Below are 20,487 nucleotides of genomic sequence, written 5' to 3'. Positions count from 1 at the left end.
TTTCCGAGTCTGTAGCCGCTTGGTAGTCTGTGTTAAAGTCGGGACTTGTGCCCGGCTTTTTTGTTGCACAAAAACAACAAATTGAACTAATACCAGCGAATGGACTTACTAGAATGAAAAAATGGTTACTTGCAACGGCCATAGCCACCAGTTTTGGTGTACAGGCCGATGAGGGCATGTGGCAGCCCTACCAACTGCCGGCCATGGCCGATGAACTCAAGGCCAAAGGACTGGAAATAGACGCCAAGTCTATCTCCAAGCTGACCGAATTCCCGATGAACGCCGTGATAAGCCTGGGGGGCTGCACCGCGTCTTTCGTTTCGCCCAAGGGTCTGGTGGTAACCAACCATCACTGTGCCTACGGCTCCATCCAGTACAACTCCACCCCGGAGAAGAATCTGCTGCGTGATGGCTTCCTGGCGAAAAACTTTGCCGAAGAATTGCCGGCAACTCCGGGCTCGCGGGTATATGTCACCGAAGAGGTCACCAATGTGACCGACAAGGTGAAGCAAGGCCTGGACAACAAGCAGGGCGACGCTTTCTACAAGGGCGTCGAGGCGGCCGAGAAGTCACTGGTGGCCCAGTGTGAAAAAGAAGATGGCTATCGCTGTCAGGTTTACAGCTTCCACGGTGGTCTCGAGTACTATTTGGTGAAGCAGCTGGAAATCCGTGATGTTCGCCTGGTGTATAACCCAGCGGCCAGCGTGGGTAAGTACGGCGGTGATGTCGACAACTGGATGTGGCCGCGCCACACGGGCGATTTCTCCTTCTACCGCGCCTATGTCAACAAAAATGGCAAGCCGGCCGATTTCTCCAAGGATAACGTACCTTATGAGCCCAAGAGCTTCCTCAAGGTGTCGGCCAAAGGGGTCAAGGAAGGGGACTTTGTGATGGTGGCCGGTTACCCGGGACGCACCAACAGATACCGCACCGGCAATGAAGTGGAAAACCAGTTTGAGTGGTCCTATCCACAAGGCAAGGAGCTGCGTGAGCGCTTTATCGAGATCATTAAAGAGACGGCCCCGGAAGGCAGTGACGAGCGCATCAAGTACGAGAGCCTGATCGCCGGTCTGGCCAACTATGCCAAGAACTTCACCTCGATGATCGAGTTCTACGGCAAGTCGACCATGCTGGAAGACAAGCGTGCCCTGGAAGCCAAGCTCAAGAGCTGGATCGATGCCGACAGCAGCCGCAAGGCCCAGTATGGCGAGGTGTTGGCACAGTTGGACAAGCTGGTCGCTCAAAGCCAGGCGGATCAGCAGCGTGATATTATCCTGGGCTATCTGGGGTATACCACCATGTTGCCAACGGCCCGCGAACTCTATCGTCTGGCCAATGAAAAGGCGCTGCCGGACATGGAACGCGAGCCGGGTTTCCAGGAGCGTGACATGATCCGCTTCAAGGCCGGTATGGAGCGTATCGATCGCCGCTATGCCGCCAGTGTCGACAAGGCGCTGGTGTTTGAGATGCTCAAGCGTTATGCGGCGCTGCCCAAGTCTGAGCGCCTGCCGGCGCTGGACAAGTACTTCGGCATAGGCAACAAGTTCGATGAGGCCAAGCTGAAGAAGACTCTGGACAAGATGTACAAGAATACCAAGCTGGATAACAAAGATGTGCGTCTGGCCTGGATGGACAAGTCGGTTGCCGATTTCAAGGCCTCGAAAGATCCTATGATCCAGTTTGCCGTGGCCTTCTATGACACAGGTATGCAGCTGGAGCAGAAAAAGAAAGAGTTGGCCGGTGAGCTGATGAAGGTGCGTCCTCAGTACATGGAAGCCATCATTGCCTACAACCGTGAGCAGGGTAAACCTGTGTATGCCGATGCCAACTCCAGCCTGCGGGTGACGGTGGGTCATGTGAAGGGCTACTCACCCAAAGACGGTCTCTACGCCGTACCTTTCACTCGTCTGGAAGGCATAGTGCAGAAAGACACCGGGGTTGAGCCTTTCGATGCTCCCAAGAAAGAGCTGGAGCTTATCAAGGCCAAGCAATACGGTGACTTCTACTTCAAAGATATTGACTCGGTACCGGTCAACTTCCTCTCAACTCTGGATACCACAGGCGGTAACTCAGGCTCGCCAACCCTCAACGGCCGCGCTGAGCTGGTGGGACTGCTGTTTGACGGTGTTTATGAGAGCATCATAGGTGACTGGAACTACGACGATAACATCAACCGCTCCATTCAGGTGGACAGCCGTTACATGCTGTGGGTGATGAAGTATCTGGATAATGCAGATAACTTACTGCAAGAGATGGAAATCGTTAAGTAAGCTTCGCCATTAATCTGAATCCCCGCCAAGTTGCGGGGATTTTTTTAACTAGCGCTGGGGGGGAGAGTTGCAGGGCCTGATTCAACAGCTGGCATACCTCGGCGGCCGGGCGCTCAACCTTATCGGGCAAAGATTGCTGTACCCCGCGGGCCTTGACCAATGATGATTAGGAAGTCTGCTGTCTTACGGTAGGGAAATGTTTCTTTGGGCCCCTTGCAGGGCCCAAAGCGCGCAGGCTTAGCCTTTGATACTGAAGCTGCCTTGCATCACGGCCCAGTGGCCAGGGAAGGAGCAGAAGAAGTTATAGCTTTCTTCCGGTGTCATGCCTTCGGTGCTGAAGCTGATGCTGACTGATTCGCCGCCACCAACCAGAGGTGTGTGGGCAATGACCCGTTCATCACCGGCTTTAACATAGGCGGCATCGGCGCCTGCTGCCATACCATCAGTGGCAATGCCCTGCATATCGGCGCTCTTGCTCAGAACCCAGTTGTGGCCCATGGCTATCACAGGTAGGGTGCCGGAATGAGTCAATGTCAGTTCTACCGTCTTGCAACTGGCGGGAACGCTGAGTTCTTTGGTATCAAATTGCATCGCATCGTTGGCTGTGATGGTCAGGCTGCATTCGTTGGCGCTGGCAGTACTGCTGATAACGGCGCCGGCTCCCAATAGGGCAATACCCGCGAGTCTCTTGGTTAACTTATTCATTTTCAATTCCTTTTCTGGTTTTAGGGTCGATATTTCTCTCGACAGTACGAGAGCCCCGCAGGCTCCCGCCTGGGTTAATCATAACGGTATCTAGCTTAAATGAGAATTAATCTCAGAATTTTAACTATCAGCCGCGGCCGGAGCAGCTGACAGCTGTTTGGGTTGTGATAGACTGACAGTCGAATCAATATTTGCCACGGAGGCACTCATGAAAGGTCCTGGTTTTTGGTCATCTCTTGTTCTGGGTGGTGTATTGCTCACCAGCCCTTTGGCGTTGGCCGATGACAGCGCTCGCCGGGCCCAGGTGGAGCAACTGCTGCTGGAAATGCAGATGGACTCCATGATGGACACGGCTTATACCCAGATGGAACAGATGATTTTGAGCATGCAACAAGAGTTCAATATCAAGGAGAGTGAAAAGCCTTTATTTGAAGAGTTTGCCCGCAAGAGTACGCAGATCTTCAAGCAGGAGCTGGGCTGGGACCGTCTGAAGCAGCCACTGACAGATATTTATGTAAAGCACTACAGTGACAAGGAAATTGCCGATATGCTGGCGTTTTATGCCAGTGACACAGGGCGCTCCATGGTTGCCAAGATGCCGGCCGTGATGCAGGAGTCGATGATGATGACTCAATCGCTGAGCCAGGGACTGCTGCCCAAAATGGAGCAACTGCAGCAGGAGTTTGCCAATAAGCTCAAGGCTCATAGAGAAGCCAATCCAGGCGAATAATTTGACTGGCAGCCAGCATAAAAAACGGGAGTCTATGACTCCCGTTTTTGTGGCGGTAAAGGCGTGATTACAGCTCGCGGCGGTAGGGAATTCCGCGCTGGGCGCCATGACGGGTCACGGCTATGGAAGCGGCCTTATTGGCAAAATCCACCGCTTGCTCCATGATCAGCCCTTCACTTAAAGCCACCATCAGGGCACCGTTGAAGGTGTCTCCTGCGGCTACAGTATCAATCACCTTGACCGGATAGCTAGGCACCAGGCCCTCAAACTCGGGATGGCGCACGTAGGCACCGCGGCTGCCGAGGGTGATTACCACTGTACCAACCCCTTTGGCTTGCAGAGCGGCTGCCGCTCTGGCAGCGCCGGCCTCATCTTCCACCTTGATACCGGTAAGCGCTTCTGCCTCAGTTTCGTTGGGAGTGATGATATCCACCAAGGCCAGCATATCGTCTGCCAAGGGGCTTGCGGGAGCCGGGTTGAGTATGGTCACTGTGCCCTGTTGCTTAGCCAGTTGCAGTGCAGTTTTGACTGATTCCAGAGGCGTTTCCAGCTGTGCCAACAGATGGCTGGCGTCTTCGAACAGGTCTTGATGACAGTGGACATCGGCAGGTTCCAGGCTGGCGTTGGCACCTGCGGCCACTCCGATACAGTTTTCACCGTTATCACCGATGAAAATCATCGCACTGCCGGTCGCCATTGCCGGCATCTTCTTCAACCCCTGTGGGTGAATGCCATCGTCCAACCAACTCTTAATCATGGTATCGGCAATGGCGTCGTCCCCAAGATGGCAGATAAAGTCCACTCGGGTACCAGGCTGTGCCAGTCTGGCGGTGGCGACCGCTTGGTTGGCCCCTTTGCCGCCATGTTCCAACCGGTAGCTGCGGCTCATCAGTGTTTGCCCAGGCTCGGGCAGGTGACTGAATTCCATCACATGATCGGCGTTGGCACTGCCGATTATCACTAGTCTGCTCATATTTTAATCCTGATAGGCGTAGAGGCTATCAACCAGCAGATCCACAAAGCCTTCACGATCCAGATGCATCAGCACCTTGGCGTTTGCGGGTTTACCGGTCAGGTGGTAACGATCGACAACAGTCATCCCTACAGTCAGTTCGCTCTGGGTTTCGATGGCCACATGGCAGTCCAGGCCGATGAACAGCTCAGGCTTGAGCAGCCAGGCTATGGTGCAGGGGTCATGCAGTGGTGCGCCATCAAAGCCCCACTTGGGATCCTTGTGGTAGATAACAAAGAATTCCAGCAGATCGGCAACACACTTGGCAACCTTGTTGGGAATAGCGCGGAAACGGGCCACATCCTGTTCCATGATCTGCGCCTCATGGGTCACATCCAGCCCGGCCATGACGATGGGGATACCTGACTTGAACACCATGTCGGCCGCTTCCGGGTCAACAAAAATGTTGAATTCGGCGGCAGGAGTCCAGTTGCCGACACCGGCGGCGCCGCCCATCAGCACTATCTGTTCGATACGGGATTTGAGTTCGGGATAGGCACTCAGGAAAATCGCGATATTGGTTAATGGCCCGGTGGGCACCAGAGTCACCGGCTGGCTGCTTTGGCGGATTTTTTCGGCCATCAGTTCCCAGGCCATTACCGGCTGAGGTTCAAAGGCGGGATCCGGTAGTTCAGGACCATCGAGCCCGGATTCACCGTGAACATTGTCGGCAATGATCAGCTCCCTTGCCAAAGGCTTGGGGGCACCGCTGGCTACAGGTATATCGGTTCTGCCCAGTAGAGTAAGCACTCGCATGGCATTGTTGAGTGTTTTTTCCTGGGTTTGGTTACCGGCGCTGGTAGTCACGGCCAATAGTTCCAGTTCAGGGTTGGCCAGGGCCAGGATCAAGGCAATGGCATCATCATGGCCGGGATCGCAGTCGAGAATGATAGGGCGTTTCATGCTGTTACTCCTTTCGCAATTTGCCCGAGCATAGCATGACTCTGTGGCGTGCGCAGACCCCAATGGCAAACTGTGAAGTGTTCCTCAACTGATTGTTGAAATCTGCTACAATCCGCGGCCTTAAAGGATTGAATCAAAGGGGGCTCGGTGGGAAAGATACGGGCAATCTGGAAAGACCTGGCTTTTATCGGCTCTTTTGCGCTTGCCGGTGGACTGTTCTCGGCTCTTGGGCTCTTTTTTGTCAAGGACAGTGTTGAATCCTGGCAGGAAGTGAATATCCTGCTCGAGCGAGGTGTCGAGACCCAAGGTTATATCGCCCGGCGTGCTCAACAATATGTGCCCCCGGGGCGCTGGGGTGTCGGCCGTTATGAGTGGGATTGCCTGGTGCATTACCAGTTGCCTAACGGCGGTGAGCATTATATCTGGAATCCCCCAGGCCTGCTTTGCGACTCAAAAAGCGTCGGTGAGGCTGTGACCCTTTGGTATTTGCCTGAGGAACCTGGCATAGCGCGCACCGATATCCAGTACTATCGAGAGCAACAAAATACCTGGCACGAACTGTTGGGTATTCTATTGGCGTTGCCTATGTTGGCGCTAGGCGGTTGGACTTTGACCAAAGCGGGTCAATGTTTGCGCTTTTTCCTGGCCAGAGAGCGACTCTCTCCACTGCTTGAGCCGTTGCTGGAGGCCGATAACCCCGCCGAGTTACTGGCATTTCTTGAAGTCAATCGAGCCAGCCCGGCCAGTAGCTATTTGGGGCGGCAGGCCCTTGGCTATATTGCCGCCAGACCTGAATGGCAGACGCGTTTTCTTGCCTGGTTTGTCCCTGTGTGCCTCAAATGGGAGTCGCCAAATAAAAGAGAAGAGATCTGGGAAAGCTCAGTTCTCGGGCTTTCATTGCAATGGACTCTCGGTCGTCGTTACCCTGAGTTTACTCTGGCACTGCTCGATGGCATTCGCAGCCTGTTTACTGAGCATGAACTGGCGAAGATGGTCTTCTCCCAGCATCTGACCGAGCTGCAACGCAAACCTTGGAGCACTGAAATTCAGGGGCAATTCAATGCCTTGTTATTGGGGCGGCAAATGCCTTTGGGTGACAACGGATTTATCCACACCGAAGTGAGTCGCTTGGTATGTCTTGGCTGGCTTTTGAATAACCTGGAATCGCTGCCAGATGTTTGGCGCGGCGCTACTGCAGCCTTGCTCAAGGCGCTCGCAGCGCAGCGGCCACTCAATCCTTTGAGCCGTAAACAGCGTAAAAAACAAGTGCCATACTGGCGCAATATTCTCACCAGTCTGGCATCCAAGTCTAACTCGGGGGCAATAGGTCGAAAGCGCCAGGCACAGCTGGATCAAATGGAAGCCGATATCCAGGCTCTGGCCGCCAGCCGCGGTTTTAAGCTGACCAGGTAAGATGAAAAAGCGTCGATGTGTTATTTATTGGCGATATCTGTAAACCAATGACGACTGACGGGGTGAGATATCTCTGATTCTGTGGCGAACGGAATGTAAATCTCTTTTCTGTCACTTTGCAGTTCATTCAGGTATGTTAAAATTGTTTGCTGTTTCAGGGAGTCAGAAACTCTGGTGAAACTTTGGTTGCCTTAAGCCATTCAATAATTGGTGCGGCGTTTTCGGATCTTGGATCTGTTATTGGGAGAAAACATGGAACATTTCATCGGAGCCATCAAAAAATACGCCGACTTTACCGGTCGAGCCCGACGGACAGAATACTGGATGTTTGTTCTGTTCTATATCATTTTCAGTATGGTTGTCAGTGCTATCGACTATGCTCTGGGTACCACAGTGCTGGGGCTGATTTATTCTTTGGGTCTGCTATTACCCTCTATTGCGATTGCGGCGCGTCGACTGCATGACACTGACCGCAGTGGTTGGTGGCAGCTGTTGGGGCTAATCCCTGTTATAGGTTGGATTGTACTGCTGGTCTTCTACTGCCAGGATAGCGAAGTGGGTGACAACCGCTTTGGCAGTAACCCCAAAGAGCTGGGTTAATAGCTAAGAGCATAAAAAGGGAGCCTCGGCTCCCTTTTTGTTTTCAGGGTAAATTTGCGGTGGTCCGTCGTCGTCAAAATTAGACATTTATCCATATAGACGTCTATAATGCCCGCTCTCGGCCAGGCCGGGAATGACAGCACAGTATTTCAGTCAACCTCTCGTGGTGCCCCGGAATTAAAGACCGGGGATAATCGGGAAGCCGGTGAGAATCCGGCACTGCCCCCGCAACGGTAAATGGTGAGAGACAGGCGCGCCCAAGCGGCGTCATAAAAGCCGGTTCTTGCGCGGTCAACCGCATAGCCAAAGTCCGGAGACCGGCCCTGGAGGTATTTCGATGATTTCGGTGGGCAGATCTCGAAATGCGGCAGCCAAGGGGCTCTCCCTGCCGTGGCACTCTTGCCCCGTTTCCCTTTCAGGAGTCAAAGGAAAATGGGTTTCAAACTAAATCATCTCGCGCTGCTTTGCGGTGCATTTACCTCTGTTCCCGTCATGGCGAGCGTGACACCCAAGGCTGTGGATGAACAGCTGGTGGTCATTGGCCGTCAGGATGACACGCCGCTCAATATTGCTGCCAATGTGGTGGTCATAGATGCCGCCGATATTCAGCAAAGTGGTGCCAGTAATCTGAGCGAGTTGCTGCGTGGCCGCAGTGGCATTCAAATATCCGACAATAACTCAGGGCCTGTGCTGGCGATGCGCGGTTTTTCTGCCAGTCAGGCGGTGAATAACACCCTGATACTGATTGATGGTCGCCGACTCAACAATATCGATATTGCCGCTCCCAGTCTGAGTGCCATTGCAGTCAATCAGATTGAAAGGGTGGAGATCCTATCCGGCAGTGCCGGGGTGCTTTATGGCGATCAGGCCGTCGGTGGGGTGATCAATATTATCACCAAGGCACCCAATGCCAGCGGTGGCAACCTGACCCTCTCAGGTGGCAGCTTCGATACCTACGAAGGCCGTGGCGATCTGTCCGGTGCCATCAATGACAACTGGCGTTACTATTTGGCTGCTGCTTATAACGAGAGTGACAACTACCGTAAAAACAATGCCAACGAAACCGGTTCGGTACTGGGGCGTCTGCAATATGATTCAGAGCTGACCAATTTCTTTGTCGAAGGCAGTTACTACGATAATAAGCGTCAGACCCCAGGCTCACTGACCCTGGCTCAGTTTGAGGCCGATCCTCGCCAGGCGACATCGACGCCGGGGGATTACAACCATGAGATGACTTCCGCCTGGCGTGCTCATATTCAGCGCCAGGTGCACGCCAACTGGGCTTTGGTTGCGGACCTTAACTACAGTGACACTCTAGTGTCCAGCGTCAGCTATGGCAGCCCAGGTCGGAACGAGCGCTCGTTGTTGGAATTCAACCCCAAGGCGCTTGGGCGTTATCAGACCCGCAATGGTGAGCTGAGCATAGTCATAGGCGCAGATATTCAACGGGGTGAAACCGAGTTCGATCTCAGTTATATGCAGCGCAGCAATACCCAAACCATGACCAGCACCTACCTACAGGCCAATGTGCCACTGACCAGCAGCCTGAGCTATGTGGTGGGTGGGCGCTATGCCAAGGTCAAGGATGAACTCAAGGATGGTAAAGTTTATCCCAATGGCATAGATCTGGATGAAGACGCTCACGCGCTCGAGTTGGGGCTCAACTATCGGCCGCTGGAAGGCCACAGATTTTATCTTCGCGGTGATGAGAGCTTCCGTTTCGCCAAGGTCGATGAGCAAGCTTATACGCCGCCAACGGTCGTCGGCCTCAAGCCGCAGACCGGCCGTTCCATTGAAGCCGGCTGGGATTGGACCTTGAGCAACCAGAGCCTGCGTCTGAACCTGTACCGGCTGTCGCTGGAAGATGAAATTGTCTTTGATCCCAGTGCCGATATGCCTATCGGCGGCGCTTTCCCCGGTGCCAACGTCAATGCCGATGCTTCCCGTCGTTATGGCGCCAGCCTCGACTGGGACTGGCAGCTCAATGAGATGCTGCAGTTGGGACTTGAGTACAACTATATCGATGCCGAATTTACTGAAGGCGCCAACAAAGGCAAATCTCTCTCCTGGGTGGCCGAGCATTCAGGGCGTGTCTACACCAGTGTGGACTTTGGTCAGCACTGGCAACTATTTGTCGAGGGCCAGTATTTGGGTGACAGATATATGGAAGGTGACAATGGCAATCAGCACGATAAACTGGACAGCTACTGGCTGGGAAATATCGCCCTCAACTACAGCCGTGATGCCTGGCTTGCCAGCCTGAGGGTCGACAACCTGTTTGACAAGCAATATGCCAGCTCAGGTTATTTCAGTACCTGGGGCGATGGTTATTACTCAGGAAGCGGCCGGGCGCTGAGATTCAGCGTCAGCTATCGCTTCTGATAGCATAGAAAGCCGGGGTTTCCCGGCTTTTTTCTGCCCGTATTTCTATCGGTTGTAGTTTAGAACCTGGGCCTTTTCGAGCACCGACAAGGAGGCAAGAGTCGAAATATGAAAGCTGATTTTAGGTATGGTTTGAGAGGCGGGGTTATAGCCCTGTTGTCGCTGTTTTTGCTGGCGTGCTCAGAACCCAAGCTGGCTTATATCGGCAGCAATGGCAAACTGCTGGCCTTCGGTGACAGCCTGACCCAAGGCGTGGGTGCCAAGGCCGGGCATGATTATCCCAGCCGTCTGGCTGAGTTGTGCCGTTGTGAGGTGATCAACGCCGGGATTTCCGGTGAGCAATCGGCTGCCGGGCTTGAGCGTTTGCCGGCGCTGCTGGATGAAACCAAGCCGGATCTGCTTATTTTGCTTGAAGGCGGTAACGATATTCTCCGCGGTCGCAGCCAGGCGCAATTGGCGCAAAACATTGAGACCATGTTACTTGAGGCCAAAGAGCGGCAAATTCCGGTAGTGCTGCTGGCTGTGCCGCAAAAGAGTCTGTTGCTGTCACCTCTGCCTTTATATGCCGAACTGGCCGACAAGCACGGTGCCATATTGCTGGAGGATACTCTATCTGAGCTTTTGCGTTCAAACGAGCTCAAGTCAGATAATGTACATCTTAATCAACAGGGTTATTTACGTTTGGCACAAATCATCTTCTCCAAGCTGCAGGAGGCGGGCGCTTTTTGATGCTACTTTTTTGATTCTATTTAGCAAAAACCGGGCTAATTATCGATTGAACTTGACCCTGGTGGGCGTTTTGTGGGTAAATTCTCTGCCATAATAAATGGCAATAGTGCCTTCATAATAAATAACAGCAGGTTTAAAGAATCACATGACAGATCTTGAGCAGCAGGTTTTTACTCAAGTGCGTGCCATTATTGCCAACGAAGAGCAGGTGATAGGGCGCCGCGGCATCCTGATCCCGCTTAAGAAGGCTATTATTGCCGATGGTGATATCCGCAATGTGATCGATATTGTCGCGACCGATCCCGCGCTGGCAGCCCATTTGCTGTGGCGCAGCAATAACGCGCTCTCACCTTCAGTCCAGCCCAACCGCAGCCTCAAGGATGCCTTGGTGCGCCTTGGACAGGTCAATATCTACCGTTATGCCTTTAGTTTCTATCTTAAGGAGCGGCTCGATGAATTGCCGCAGCCATATCGCAAGCTGGTACAAGGCTATTGGCGTTTGACCGAGTCAGTGGCGATCGAATCTGTGGACAGTTTGCATCAGATGCAAGGGGTACAGATAGACGCGGACGAAGTGCAGACTCTGGCACTATTCAGCGTATTCGGTCAGATCATTGCCCTGACGGCGTTTGCCTATCTCAACGCCGAAGCCGAGCAGTGCTTCCCGCTGGGCATTATCAAGACTCTGATAGAGACCCAGCAGCAGACGCTGACGGTGGAAGCCTTTGAATCTCTGGGGTTGGATGATGAGCTGCAAAGCGAGTTTATGGTTGCTCATAACCTGAGACAGACCCGGGATCCCAATTCGCCCGGACTGGTACTGAGAAGGGTATTGTCCCAGCGCGGTCTGCTGCTGAATCCTCTCTAAATGCTTTGTGACTGCCGCCGCCTTTAAGGGACGGTGGCAGCCGCTCAGTCAGTGTCTGTCCTGACGCTGTAATCCCTCTTTGGCAATCAATTCCAGCAGCCTTTGCAGTTGCACTCTATTGCTGCTGTCGCGGCGGTAGGCACCGAACAGCGGCCGTTTCAGGCCTTCCTGCCCCAGTTTCACCGAGGTCAGGCTCAAGCCCTGGGTTTCGGTCAGTGACCAGCTGGGTAAGGCCGCTACCCCTTCTTTACAGGCGATGCGTTGCAGCAACACATTGGTGAGATCGCAGCGTTTTTGTGGGCCAGGCACTACCCCGGCCGGCTCAAGGAAGTGACGGAAAATATCCAGCCTTTCCAGCGGTACCGGATAACTGATAATCGCTTCCCCGGCCAACTGCTGCGGCAAAATATAACTGTTGCCTGCCAGCGGGTGATCTTTGGCCATCACCAGTCTCACCTCAAAATCAAACAGATGCTGGTAGGCAAGGGCATGGCCGGGTACAGGATCTGAGGTTAGCACTATATCCAGCTCACCGGTTTCCAGCGCATTAAGTGAGTCGAACAGGTGGCGGCTGGAGAGATCCAGATTGGCATCCGGATAAGACTGATGAAAGGCTTCCATCACAGGCATTAACCAGCGAAAGCAGCTGTGGCACTCAATACCCACCTTCAAGGGGCCGCAGTTTCCTGATAGGCCTCGCTTGAGTACAAATTCGGTTTCCTGTACCCGAGGTAATATCTCTTCTGCCAGGGTCAGCAGACGACTACCTTCAAGCGTGAAGGTCAGAGGTTTGCTTTTGCGGACAAATACCTGGGAGTTAATTCGGGTCTCCAGCTCTTTAATTTGGTGCGACAGTGCCGACTGGGTGACAAAACGTTTCTTCGCCGCGCCGGCCAGACTGCCACTTTCTTTCAGTGCTATCAGAGTACGAAGGTGTCTCAGTTCTATCATTTCCTCTCCACATGAATGCCGCTCATGTTGCCCTTGAATTCAATTCGGTTGCCTGTGTTGAGACTAACACAATAAACTTCTAGACGTCCAGACGCCCATGTTTATTTGTTGTATTCCGGCGTCATCAGTCATTTGCCGCATGTTTTATAAAGGATGGTATACATTATGCGATTAAACAGTCTTGGCTTTCCCCGTATCGGGCGTCGACGTGAACTCAAGTTTGCTTTGGAGAAGTATTGGCGTGGTGAGTCCAGCGTGGCCGAATTAGAAAGCGTTGCCAATGAGCTTAGGCGCACCCATTGGCAGTGGCAGGCTGATGCCGGGGTGGAGCTGTTACCGGTCGGCGATTTTGCTTACTATGATCAGGTACTGACCCTGAGTGCGACTCTGGGGGTTATCCCAGAGCGTCACAGTGATGGCGGCGCTGTCAATCTCGATACCCTGTTCCGGATTGCCCGTGGCCGAGCGCCCAGTGGCAAGCATGCGCCGGCGTCTGAAATGACCAAGTACTTCAACACCAACTACCATTATCTGGTGCCTGAGCTCAGCGAAGATCAACGCTTCGATATCGCCTGGGAACAGTTGTTTGAAGAGGTGACCGAGGCTCAGGCGTTGGGCCACACCGCCAAGCCGATACTCTTGGGGCCGGTCACTTTCCTGTATCTGTCCAAAACAGTGGGTTCAGAGTTCGACCGTTTGACACTGCTGCCGGCGCTGCTGGAATGTTATCAAACCATTCTGGCCCGATTTGCCGCCCAAGGCGTTGAATGGGTGCAATTGGATGAACCTGCGCTGGCACTTGAGCTGGATGACAACTGGCAGCAGGCCTTTAATCAGGCCTACGGCGTGTTCAAGTCGGCGCCGCTCAAGCTGTTGCTGGCAACCTATTACGGCACTGTCGCCCACCATCAAAGTCTGTTGTCGGCACTGCCGGTGGCGGGTATTCACCTGGATCTGGTAACGGCGCCCGAGCAGTTGCAGGCCTTTGCTGGTGCATTGGCACCCGAGCAGGTGTTGTCGGTTGGGGTGATCAACGGCCGTAACGTCTGGGCCGCCGATCTGGATCTTGTGGCCGAGCAGTTGGCGCCACTGGCACGGGATCTGGGAGACCGGCTCTGGCTCGCTACTTCCTGCTCCCTGTTGCATACCCCGGTGGATCTTGAGGTGGAAACCGCGCTGGCGCCCGAGCTCAAGAGCTTACTGGCCTTTGCCCGGCAAAAACTCACCGAGTTGCAGGAGCTCAAGGCGCTTTTGGAGGCGCCTGAGACTGAAAATGCCAAAGCCGTGGTCACCCGTTGCCGGAGTCGGCGCGCGGCCAGGGCGCAGGGGCGTAATCAACCGCTCAGTGCCAGAATTGATGCCTTGATTGCGGCTGATTACGACCGAAACCATGAGTTTGAGGTGCGCAGACAAGCCCAGCAGGCCAGGTTCAAGCTGCCTTTGTTGCCGACGACTACCATAGGTTCATTCCCGCAGACGGCGGCCATTCGTAACCTGCGTAGCCGCTGGCGCAAGGGGGAGTTGGACGATACGGTATACACAGAGCAACTGCAACAGGTGACCCGGGATACCATAGAACGTCAGCTCAAGTTGGGGATAGATGTGTTGGTACACGGTGAAGCCGAGCGCAACGACATGGTGGAATACTTTGGTGAACAGCTCGACGGCGTAGGTTTTACCAAACATGGCTGGGTGCAGAGTTATGGTTCCCGTTGCGTTAAGCCGCCGCTGATCTATGCCGATGTGACCCGTCCCAAGGCGATGACAGTCGACTGGGCCGAGTATGCCCAGAGTCTAACCGACAGACCGGTGAAAGGCATGCTGACCGGGCCTGTGACCCTATTGCATTGGTCCTTTGCCCGCGAGGATATTAGCCGCGAACAGATAGCGACTCAGTTGGCTCTGGCGATACGCGATGAAGTGGTGGCATTGGAGCAGGCGGGCATAGGCATTATTCAGATTGATGAGCCGGCTTTTAGGGAAGGCTTGCCGCTCAAACGCAGCGATTGGGCCCATTATCTCGATTGGGCTGTGGCCGCCTTCAAGCTCAGCGCCGCCGGTGTCAGGGACGAGACCCAAATTCACACCCATATGTGCTACAGCGAATTCAACGACACTATTGCCGCAATTGCCGCCATGGATGCCGATGTGATCACCATAGAAACATCGCGCTCACGGATGGAGTTGTTGAATGCCTTTGAAGACTTTGACTATCCCAATGAAATCGGCCCCGGGGTTTACGATATTCACTCCCCCAACATTCCAACAGTGGAGGCCATGGTGAGCCTGATTGAAAAGGCGGCGCAGAAAATTCCTCTGCGCCAGCTCTGGGTTAACCCGGATTGCGGCTTGAAGACCCGTAATTGGGAGGAAGTTGAGCCGGCTTTAAAGAACATGGTTGATGCCACCAGGGAGTTGCGACGTCGACTCGGGTGATAAAATTCTGTGGTTAATAATAGTCAGGGGCGCAATGCGCCCCTGATGTTGATTGACTTCAACACGGTAAAGATTCAACTCATGCTTATTCCCAGTATCATCAGGCCCACAGTGCCCAGGATGATCAAGCTTGAAAAGATTGTGCCCAGAATGGCGAAGATTTTCTGCCGCTCTTTTTGTACCAGGCCACCAATACCCAACCCCAAAGACACCAGACAGACCAGCATCATAAAGATGATCATTAACCCTACAAGAACCGCTTCCATGGAGTTTTCATCCATGCCGCCCGGTGTTGTTGTTTCCAGGGTTCCGGCAACAATAAAAGTAATAAACAGGGCGATTCCACTCAATATGCTGGTGACAAATGAGGCTATCCCTGGACCTGAATGTTTTAATTGCATGGCAATCCCTTGATTTTTTCTGATGGTTATCCAATTGAGAAATATACAGAAACTGAGGGAAATATGCCATCGGCCATTTCTGTCTATACTCAGGTCAGCAACCGGACTCAGATAACTATCAGGAGAAGCCCCATGAGCCATGTATACAAGATAATAGAACTGACAGGTTCATCCCCCATCAGCTCAGATGAAGCGGTCAAGAATGCCATCGCGGCGGCCAGTCAGTCGCTGCACAATCTGCGCTGGTTTGAAGTGATAGATACCCGCGGCCACCTGGAAGCCGGTGTCATCGCTCATTGGCAGGTCACCATCAAGGTGGGTTTTACCCTGGATTAGACTTGAATTTAGGCATCTCTTGGCAGGCCTTTTTCCACTATCCGGATCAGGCGTCCTGTCTTGCGGGCGGGAATGGGCACTGTGTCCTTGCCGCTGAGTTTTTCTGCCTGCTGCGCCAGTGCCCACGTTATGTGCTCGGCGACCAGCTCCGAGGCATCTGTCAGTCGCGCCTGCAGGGCGACAACTATGGTTTCACTGCCGGGGGCATTGCCCAGCGCCACTGCAATATTACGTAGCCAGCGTTCATGACCTATGCGGCGAATGGCGCTGCCTTCGGTGTTTTTCAAAAACTCGGTCTCGCTCCAGGCGAACAGCTCCAGCAGTTTGGGTTGCTTAAGTTGTGGCCTTAGATGAAAGTCTGTCTCTGCGGTCAAAGGGGCGGCGCGGTTGATGGGGCATACCAGCTGACAGTCATCGCAACCGTAGATGCGATTGCCGAGCAGTGGTCGAAACTCCAGCGGAATGCTGCCGGCCAGCTCTATGGTGAGGTAGGAGATACAGCGGCGCCCATCGACCACATAAGGCTCGACTATGGCGCCGGTTGGGCAACTTGTGATGCAGGCAACGCAGGTGTTGCAGCCTTCGGCTATGGCGACATCCAAGGGTAGCGGCAGGTTCACCAGCAGTTCGCCGAGGAAAAACCAACTGCCGGCCTCATGGTTGAGGATCAGTGAGTGTTTACCTGTCCAGCCGATCCCGGCCTTTGCTGCCAGCGGCCGTTCCAGAATGGGAGCCGAGTCGACGAAGGGCCGAAAGCCACTGCCTTCAAGTTGCAGGGTTTTGAGCGCTTCATCTATGCGCTCGCCCAACTTTTTCAAGCGATTACGCATCAGCTTGTGATAGTCGCGGCCACCGGCATAACGGGAGATATAGCCAAGGTTAGGATCTTTGAGATTGAAGGCAAACCCCGCTTCTGGCGGCAGATAGTCCATCCGTACTGAGATGACTCGCAAAGTGCCGGGATGCAACTCGGCCGGGCGGGCCCGCATCATGCCGTGGCTGGCCATATAGCCCATTTCACCGTGATAGCCCTTATCGAGCCAGGCCTGTAACCTGGGCTCTTCGCGGCGAAGATCTGTATCTGTGATCCCCACTTGAGCAAAACCCAGCTCTTTGCCCCAGGCTTTTATGTCGCGGGCGAGCTTTCCAAGCATACAGGGATCAAATTGTGGTGGTTGAGGAGCTGACATGAACAGAGGCTGACCGGGGAAAAGACCTGATTATATCAGTAAAGCAGAATCGCTCACAGTTGCCGCAAACGGCGATTTTGGCTTTTGTCGGTGCTATGCTGAAACCGAGGGGGAATGAATATATGCCGACAATTAAGCCTCTGTTTTGGGCCTGCTTGATTGTGTGTGGCTGCATTTTTGCTGGTTTCGTCCAGGCCGGGAATGAGCCTCCCGAGTCCAGACTTGTGCCTCTGAGGCTTTTGACCGAAGCCTGGCCACCCATGAGTTATGAATACCAAGGACAAACTGATGGTTATGCCGTTGCCTTGGTAAAGGCGTTGAACCACAAAGTCACCGCCACCGATGATGAGCCAGTCATAGAGATCTTGCCTTGGGCCCGCGCCATAAATATGGCAACTCATCATGCCAATATCCTGTTATTTGCCACTTCTATTGATAAACAGCGACGGCAGCAATTTGATTTTGTTGGCCCGATTGCCGAAACCCGTATCCAGCTTTATGCCCGCATGGATGATGACTTCACTCCGGCAGATCTATCACAGGCGGCTGCGGCCGGTAATATAGCGATTTATCGTCACTCTCCGGCGCAAAGGTTGTTGAGGGATATTGCGGATGAGCGGTTGCTAATCTCGGGGTTTCCTCAGTATTCGGCCAGGCAGTTGCTGCATAAGCGGGTGCGTTATTGGTGTCAGGCAGAGATCGCGGTTCAGGGCGTCTTGCGGCAATTGGATCAACCGTTGACTGCTGTGAGACCTGTGCTGGAATTGGCACACTTGCGGTTATATCTGGCGTTCTCCAGTGGCACAGATCCTGCGCGAGTCGAAGCCTGGCACAAGGCGCTGCTGGCATTGCAGCGAAGTGGCGAATTTGATGCTCTGTATTTTGAATGGTTTGGAGCAAAGGCGTCACTGCCTGAGGCTGAAGTGTTATGGCATAGCCACTGAATTACTGATTGGTGGGGGAGGTTCAGGCGCTTTCTACCCTATTACGCCCTTTATTTTTGGCGCGGTATAGAGCGTTATCTGCCAGTTTCAGCAGCTCTGAAAATTGTAACTCGGTATTGAGAGTCGCCACCCCGGCACTGATGGTGACTCTGGACTCGCCTGCAAGCGCCTCTGGACTTGACTCTGCCAAGGTTTGACGTAAACGCTCAGCAATCTTCAGGCATTCTTCTCGACTGGTTTCCGGCAACAGCAGCAGAAACTCTTCACCACCGATCCGCCCCAGTAGATCTTGCTCACGAATAAGCGTTTGGCTCACGCTCGCCAGGTGTTGCAGTACCTTATCACCGCCATCATGACCAAACTGGTCGTTGATATCCTTGAAGTTATCGGCATCAAACAGAATAACAGACATAGGTACGCCTGAATGTTTGGCCTGATTGAATAACGCTTCTCCCCTTTGATAGGTATAGCGTCGGTTGGCCAACTGAGTGAGATGATCCGTATGGGCTATCTTCTGAAATTGACGTGACCTTCCGGTTTGTTTATAGGCCAGAATCGCCATAATGAAAATAATGATGCTGGCAAGGATCAGCACCGCCAGCTGCAACAGGCGGTTTTGCTGCAGTATCTGCACCTCCTGTTCTTTGAGACGCTCGCTTTCCAGCAGACGTTGGTTTTCTTTTGCCATGCGGTCGGCATTGAAGCGGGTACGCATCTCTGTGGTGCGGTATGACTGAAGCTTACTATCCAGTTCAGAATGCAGGGAGATATATGATTTGAGCACGTTTGTTGATTCTTGCCAAAGTCCCTGTGCGGCCAATACTTCACTTTTGAGCAGATAGAGTTCGGCCAATCCCCTGTCATTACTGATATCCCGAAAACTCTGTTCTGCCTTGGCCAAGGGGACCATAGCTTGTTCCGCCTGACCTTGGCGCAGCAGCAAATCGGCACTGTAGAGTTGCATAAAGCTGTAAAAGCCACCCTGTTGCTCGGTCACAAATGGTTTGGCGCGCTCCAATGCCTGTTTGGCATCCTCTATTCTGTCGAGTTTCAACAGCGAACCTGCCATATTGACCGAAACTCCTGCGGCTTCGACAGTCATTCCTTGTCGTTTGAGATAGTTGTAAGACTGCTGGAATTTGGTTACAGCCGCTTCGAAATCTCCCAATTCCTCGAGAGCTATGGCCATCTCGCCATTGACAATATAGGCTTGTTCTTCATGGCCTCCTTGGCGATAAGCCTGTTCCAATTGGCGGTAATAGTTGAGTGCACTCTGCGGATCGCCGAAACGACGAAAGCTGGTAGCGAGATCAACCAAGTTGTAGCGGCTCCAATAATCCAGTTTGAGTTGTTCATAGAGCTGTTGGGCGGTCAGAAGATCTTCCAATGCCAGTGCAAAATTGCCCTGAAAAGAATACATGGCACCACGCATACTGCGGGCATCCGCGATTAACCGGCGGTCTTCGAGTTGGTAGGCTTGTTGTAAGGCTTGGTCATAGTCGGCTTTGGCCTGCTCCATATTACCTTTGAGTTGAGAGTACCAACCATGGCACAGGCGAAAGTCGGTCAGGGCTTCCGGATAAGCTTGATTTTCAGCCATCTGTTCTTGGGTATTGGCGTAATCTATTGCTGCATCAACCTTGGCATTATTATTGATGTCATAGCTCCAACAGCGGGCGCGCCTGAGTCTTACTTGGCGATCAAGATCGTTATCTGCCAACAATTGGGCTATCCGCTCCAGAGTTTGCTCCACCTTGGCAACATTATTGACCTGCCCATTTTCAAGCAGTTTGAATAACTTATCTGCCTCGGGGTTATCCAATGCCTGAGCGAGCGGAACCATGCCGGACAAAAGTAGCAGAGCGAAGGCTGATTTCAAAAAGTATGACTTCACGCTTACCGATAGAGATATGTTTATATTATGTTACTAAGCATACGCACCAGGGCATTGGCTGACCAGCAATAAATCGTTAAATTTGCGCACCAAGTAGGGTTTCATCCAATGCCTGTTACCTGGTTTTGAGCCCGCTTGGCTCCGTTATTTCGCTGACTTTTTGGTATTTTCATGGTGCCAATTGGAGATGGATTGCTGTTTCATGCCGGTGCTATACTCGCCGCCAATCGCTTTTAGACGGAATACACAATGACTCAAGTTGATGCTCAATACCGGCAACAGGCACATAGTGCCGCCATCAATATCTGCTCTCAAGTTCTGCCCATGGATAAGTTGCCGACGGCGCTGAAAGAAGCCTATGACAATCTGTTTGAACAACTGCTGGAGGATAAGGAGTCTGAGTTCAAACAGGCTTGGGACAAGTTGCCGCCAAGTGCTGCCAAGTTGCTGCCCAGAGCCGAATTTCACGGCTTTTTTATCGCATCGGCCTGGTTGCAACTGAGTTTGATGGCCCAGGATATCGCCCAGCTGGCGGATACCGATAAGGCTATTGCCGAGCAGGAATATAGCGGCATATATGATCGTATTTCACAGTCGGCGCTCAAGGAGAGTGTGCGCAAGTTGAAAAAAGCTCGTACCGACAGGCGCTTACTCAACAGTATTCGAGATGTGATAGCCAATGGCTAAATAAAAAACCGGCATTATCTTCTTAATATGCCGGTT

General features: G+C 53.1%; 18 protein-coding genes and 1 riboswitch. Of the genes, 11 read left to right on the top strand and 7 right to left on the bottom strand.

The features are described from left to right. Window positions 1-113: 113 nt before the first annotated feature. Window positions 114-2,270 (top strand): S46 family peptidase, encoded by a 2,157-nt coding sequence (locus tag SIL79_RS02725; RefSeq protein WP_319618953.1) that lies wholly within the window; start codon window positions 114-116, stop codon window positions 2,268-2,270. Between the two features lie 237 nt (window positions 2,271-2,507). Here the strand turns inward: SIL79_RS02725 and azu are convergent, their stop codons facing one another. Next, window positions 2,508-2,975 carry an azurin gene (azu, locus tag SIL79_RS02720; RefSeq protein WP_039035576.1) on the bottom strand — a complete coding sequence of 156 codons (468 nt, stop codon included), beginning with the start codon at window positions 2,973-2,975 and terminating at the stop codon, window positions 2,508-2,510. Between the two features lie 208 nt (window positions 2,976-3,183). On the opposite strand from azu, the gene SIL79_RS02715 reads away from it, so the two are divergent. Then, window positions 3,184-3,705 carry a DUF2059 domain-containing protein gene (locus SIL79_RS02715; RefSeq protein WP_319618952.1) on the top strand — a complete coding sequence of 174 codons (522 nt, stop codon included), beginning with the start codon at window positions 3,184-3,186 and terminating at the stop codon, window positions 3,703-3,705. A gap of 67 nt (window positions 3,706-3,772) precedes the next feature. On the opposite strand, the gene rbsK is transcribed toward SIL79_RS02715, so the two are convergent. Together rbsK and rihA are read right to left on the bottom strand one after the other, a co-directional pair. Next, on the bottom strand, window positions 3,773-4,678 hold the full coding sequence (gene rbsK / locus SIL79_RS02710; protein ID WP_319618951.1) for a ribokinase: 906 nt from the start codon (window positions 4,676-4,678) through the stop codon (window positions 3,773-3,775). 3 nt (window positions 4,679-4,681) lie between these two features. Next, entirely contained in the window at window positions 4,682-5,620 is a 939-nt protein-coding gene (gene rihA / locus SIL79_RS02705) for a pyrimidine-specific ribonucleoside hydrolase RihA (RefSeq protein ID WP_039035574.1), read from the bottom strand. A 147-nt stretch (window positions 5,621-5,767) separates the two neighbouring features. Between rihA and SIL79_RS02700 the strand changes: the two genes are divergently transcribed. From SIL79_RS02700 to SIL79_RS02680, 5 genes are all read left to right on the top strand, one after another. Beyond that, on the top strand, window positions 5,768-7,033 hold the full coding sequence (locus SIL79_RS02700; RefSeq protein WP_319618950.1) for a DUF3592 domain-containing protein: 1,266 nt from the start codon (window positions 5,768-5,770) through the stop codon (window positions 7,031-7,033). A gap of 252 nt (window positions 7,034-7,285) precedes the next feature. Beyond that, a complete protein-coding gene (locus tag SIL79_RS02695; RefSeq protein ID WP_039035572.1) occupies window positions 7,286-7,633 on the top strand; it encodes a DUF805 domain-containing protein in 348 nt (115 codons plus the stop codon). Between the two features lie 147 nt (window positions 7,634-7,780). Continuing rightward, window positions 7,781-7,973: riboswitch (cobalamin riboswitch) on the top strand. A gap of 92 nt (window positions 7,974-8,065) precedes the next feature. Further along, window positions 8,066-10,015 carry a TonB-dependent receptor gene (locus tag SIL79_RS02690; protein WP_319618949.1) on the top strand — a complete coding sequence of 650 codons (1,950 nt, stop codon included), beginning with the start codon at window positions 8,066-8,068 and terminating at the stop codon, window positions 10,013-10,015. 108 nt (window positions 10,016-10,123) lie between these two features. Next, window positions 10,124-10,744 carry a GDSL-type esterase/lipase family protein gene (locus tag SIL79_RS02685; protein WP_162206899.1) on the top strand — a complete coding sequence of 207 codons (621 nt, stop codon included), beginning with the start codon at window positions 10,124-10,126 and terminating at the stop codon, window positions 10,742-10,744. 145 nt (window positions 10,745-10,889) lie between these two features. Then, entirely contained in the window at window positions 10,890-11,612 is a 723-nt protein-coding gene (locus SIL79_RS02680; protein ID WP_319618948.1) for an HDOD domain-containing protein, read from the top strand. A 48-nt stretch (window positions 11,613-11,660) separates the two neighbouring features. Here the strand turns inward: SIL79_RS02680 and SIL79_RS02675 are convergent, their stop codons facing one another. Then, the gene (locus SIL79_RS02675; protein ID WP_215774031.1) at window positions 11,661-12,563 is read right to left on the bottom strand and encodes a LysR family transcriptional regulator; all 903 of its coding nucleotides are present in this window, start codon (window positions 12,561-12,563) and stop codon (window positions 11,661-11,663) included. 165 nt (window positions 12,564-12,728) lie between these two features. Here SIL79_RS02675 and metE point away from each other — a divergent pair, with 165 nt between their 5' ends. Further along, window positions 12,729-14,999 (top strand): 5-methyltetrahydropteroyltriglutamate--homocysteine S-methyltransferase, encoded by a 2,271-nt coding sequence (metE, locus tag SIL79_RS02670; protein ID WP_162206900.1) that lies wholly within the window; start codon window positions 12,729-12,731, stop codon window positions 14,997-14,999. A gap of 74 nt (window positions 15,000-15,073) precedes the next feature. Here metE and SIL79_RS02665 read toward each other — a convergent pair whose 3' ends face one another. Beyond that, on the bottom strand, window positions 15,074-15,400 hold the full coding sequence (locus SIL79_RS02665; protein WP_096140927.1) for a hypothetical protein: 327 nt from the start codon (window positions 15,398-15,400) through the stop codon (window positions 15,074-15,076). Window positions 15,401-15,532: 132 nt separating this feature from the next. Here SIL79_RS02665 and SIL79_RS02660 point away from each other — a divergent pair, with 132 nt between their 5' ends. Next, window positions 15,533-15,736: a dodecin gene (locus tag SIL79_RS02660; protein ID WP_025009040.1), complete on the top strand. Its 204-nt coding sequence runs from the start codon at window positions 15,533-15,535 to the stop codon at window positions 15,734-15,736. Window positions 15,737-15,744: 8 nt separating this feature from the next. Here SIL79_RS02660 and queG read toward each other — a convergent pair whose 3' ends face one another. Further along, entirely contained in the window at window positions 15,745-16,890 is a 1,146-nt protein-coding gene (gene queG, locus SIL79_RS02655) for a tRNA epoxyqueuosine(34) reductase QueG (RefSeq protein ID WP_260852994.1), read from the bottom strand. A 158-nt stretch (window positions 16,891-17,048) separates the two neighbouring features. Here queG and SIL79_RS02650 point away from each other — a divergent pair, with 158 nt between their 5' ends. Continuing rightward, window positions 17,049-17,870, top strand: a complete 822-nt coding sequence (locus SIL79_RS02650) for a substrate-binding periplasmic protein (RefSeq protein WP_083399901.1) — start codon at window positions 17,049-17,051, stop codon at window positions 17,868-17,870. 22 nt (window positions 17,871-17,892) lie between these two features. On the opposite strand, the gene SIL79_RS02645 is transcribed toward SIL79_RS02650, so the two are convergent. Beyond that, the gene (locus tag SIL79_RS02645; protein ID WP_319618947.1) at window positions 17,893-19,749 is read right to left on the bottom strand and encodes a tetratricopeptide repeat-containing diguanylate cyclase; all 1,857 of its coding nucleotides are present in this window, start codon (window positions 19,747-19,749) and stop codon (window positions 17,893-17,895) included. A 264-nt stretch (window positions 19,750-20,013) separates the two neighbouring features. On the opposite strand from SIL79_RS02645, the gene SIL79_RS02640 reads away from it, so the two are divergent. After that, window positions 20,014-20,451: a DUF3069 domain-containing protein gene (locus tag SIL79_RS02640; RefSeq protein ID WP_162206902.1), complete on the top strand. Its 438-nt coding sequence runs from the start codon at window positions 20,014-20,016 to the stop codon at window positions 20,449-20,451. Window positions 20,452-20,487 lie beyond the last annotated feature (36 nt).

The sequence above is a fragment of the Shewanella indica genome (assembly GCF_033842865.1).
GTDB classification, from domain to species: domain Bacteria; phylum Pseudomonadota; class Gammaproteobacteria; order Enterobacterales; family Shewanellaceae; genus Shewanella; species Shewanella indica.
Note: the sequence above shows the minus strand (reverse complement) of the source record. Positions and strands in the feature narration are given on the sequence as shown.

Coding starts and splice junctions, on each gene's coding strand:
- SIL79_RS02675 (WP_215774031.1), bottom strand. CDS start 12,563: ATGATAGAACTGAGACACCTTCGTACTCTGATAGCACTGAAAGAAAGT.
- rbsK (WP_319618951.1), bottom strand. CDS start 4,678: ATGAGCAGACTAGTGATAATCGGCAGTGCCAACGCCGATCATGTGATG.
- SIL79_RS02680 (WP_319618948.1), top strand. CDS start 10,890: ATGACAGATCTTGAGCAGCAGGTTTTTACTCAAGTGCGTGCCATTATT.
- SIL79_RS02725 (WP_319618953.1), top strand. CDS start 114: ATGAAAAAATGGTTACTTGCAACGGCCATAGCCACCAGTTTTGGTGTA.
- SIL79_RS02660 (WP_025009040.1), top strand. CDS start 15,533: ATGAGCCATGTATACAAGATAATAGAACTGACAGGTTCATCCCCCATC.
- SIL79_RS02665 (WP_096140927.1), bottom strand. CDS start 15,400: ATGCAATTAAAACATTCAGGTCCAGGGATAGCCTCATTTGTCACCAGC.
- SIL79_RS02685 (WP_162206899.1), top strand. CDS start 10,124: ATGAAAGCTGATTTTAGGTATGGTTTGAGAGGCGGGGTTATAGCCCTG.
- SIL79_RS02690 (WP_319618949.1), top strand. CDS start 8,066: ATGGGTTTCAAACTAAATCATCTCGCGCTGCTTTGCGGTGCATTTACC.
- SIL79_RS02650 (WP_083399901.1), top strand. CDS start 17,049: ATGCCGACAATTAAGCCTCTGTTTTGGGCCTGCTTGATTGTGTGTGGC.
- SIL79_RS02715 (WP_319618952.1), top strand. CDS start 3,184: ATGAAAGGTCCTGGTTTTTGGTCATCTCTTGTTCTGGGTGGTGTATTG.
- azu (WP_039035576.1), bottom strand. CDS start 2,975: ATGAATAAGTTAACCAAGAGACTCGCGGGTATTGCCCTATTGGGAGCC.
- SIL79_RS02640 (WP_162206902.1), top strand. CDS start 20,014: ATGACTCAAGTTGATGCTCAATACCGGCAACAGGCACATAGTGCCGCC.
- metE (WP_162206900.1), top strand. CDS start 12,729: ATGCGATTAAACAGTCTTGGCTTTCCCCGTATCGGGCGTCGACGTGAA.
- queG (WP_260852994.1), bottom strand. CDS start 16,890: ATGCTTGGAAAGCTCGCCCGCGACATAAAAGCCTGGGGCAAAGAGCTG.
- SIL79_RS02695 (WP_039035572.1), top strand. CDS start 7,286: ATGGAACATTTCATCGGAGCCATCAAAAAATACGCCGACTTTACCGGT.
- rihA (WP_039035574.1), bottom strand. CDS start 5,620: ATGAAACGCCCTATCATTCTCGACTGCGATCCCGGCCATGATGATGCC.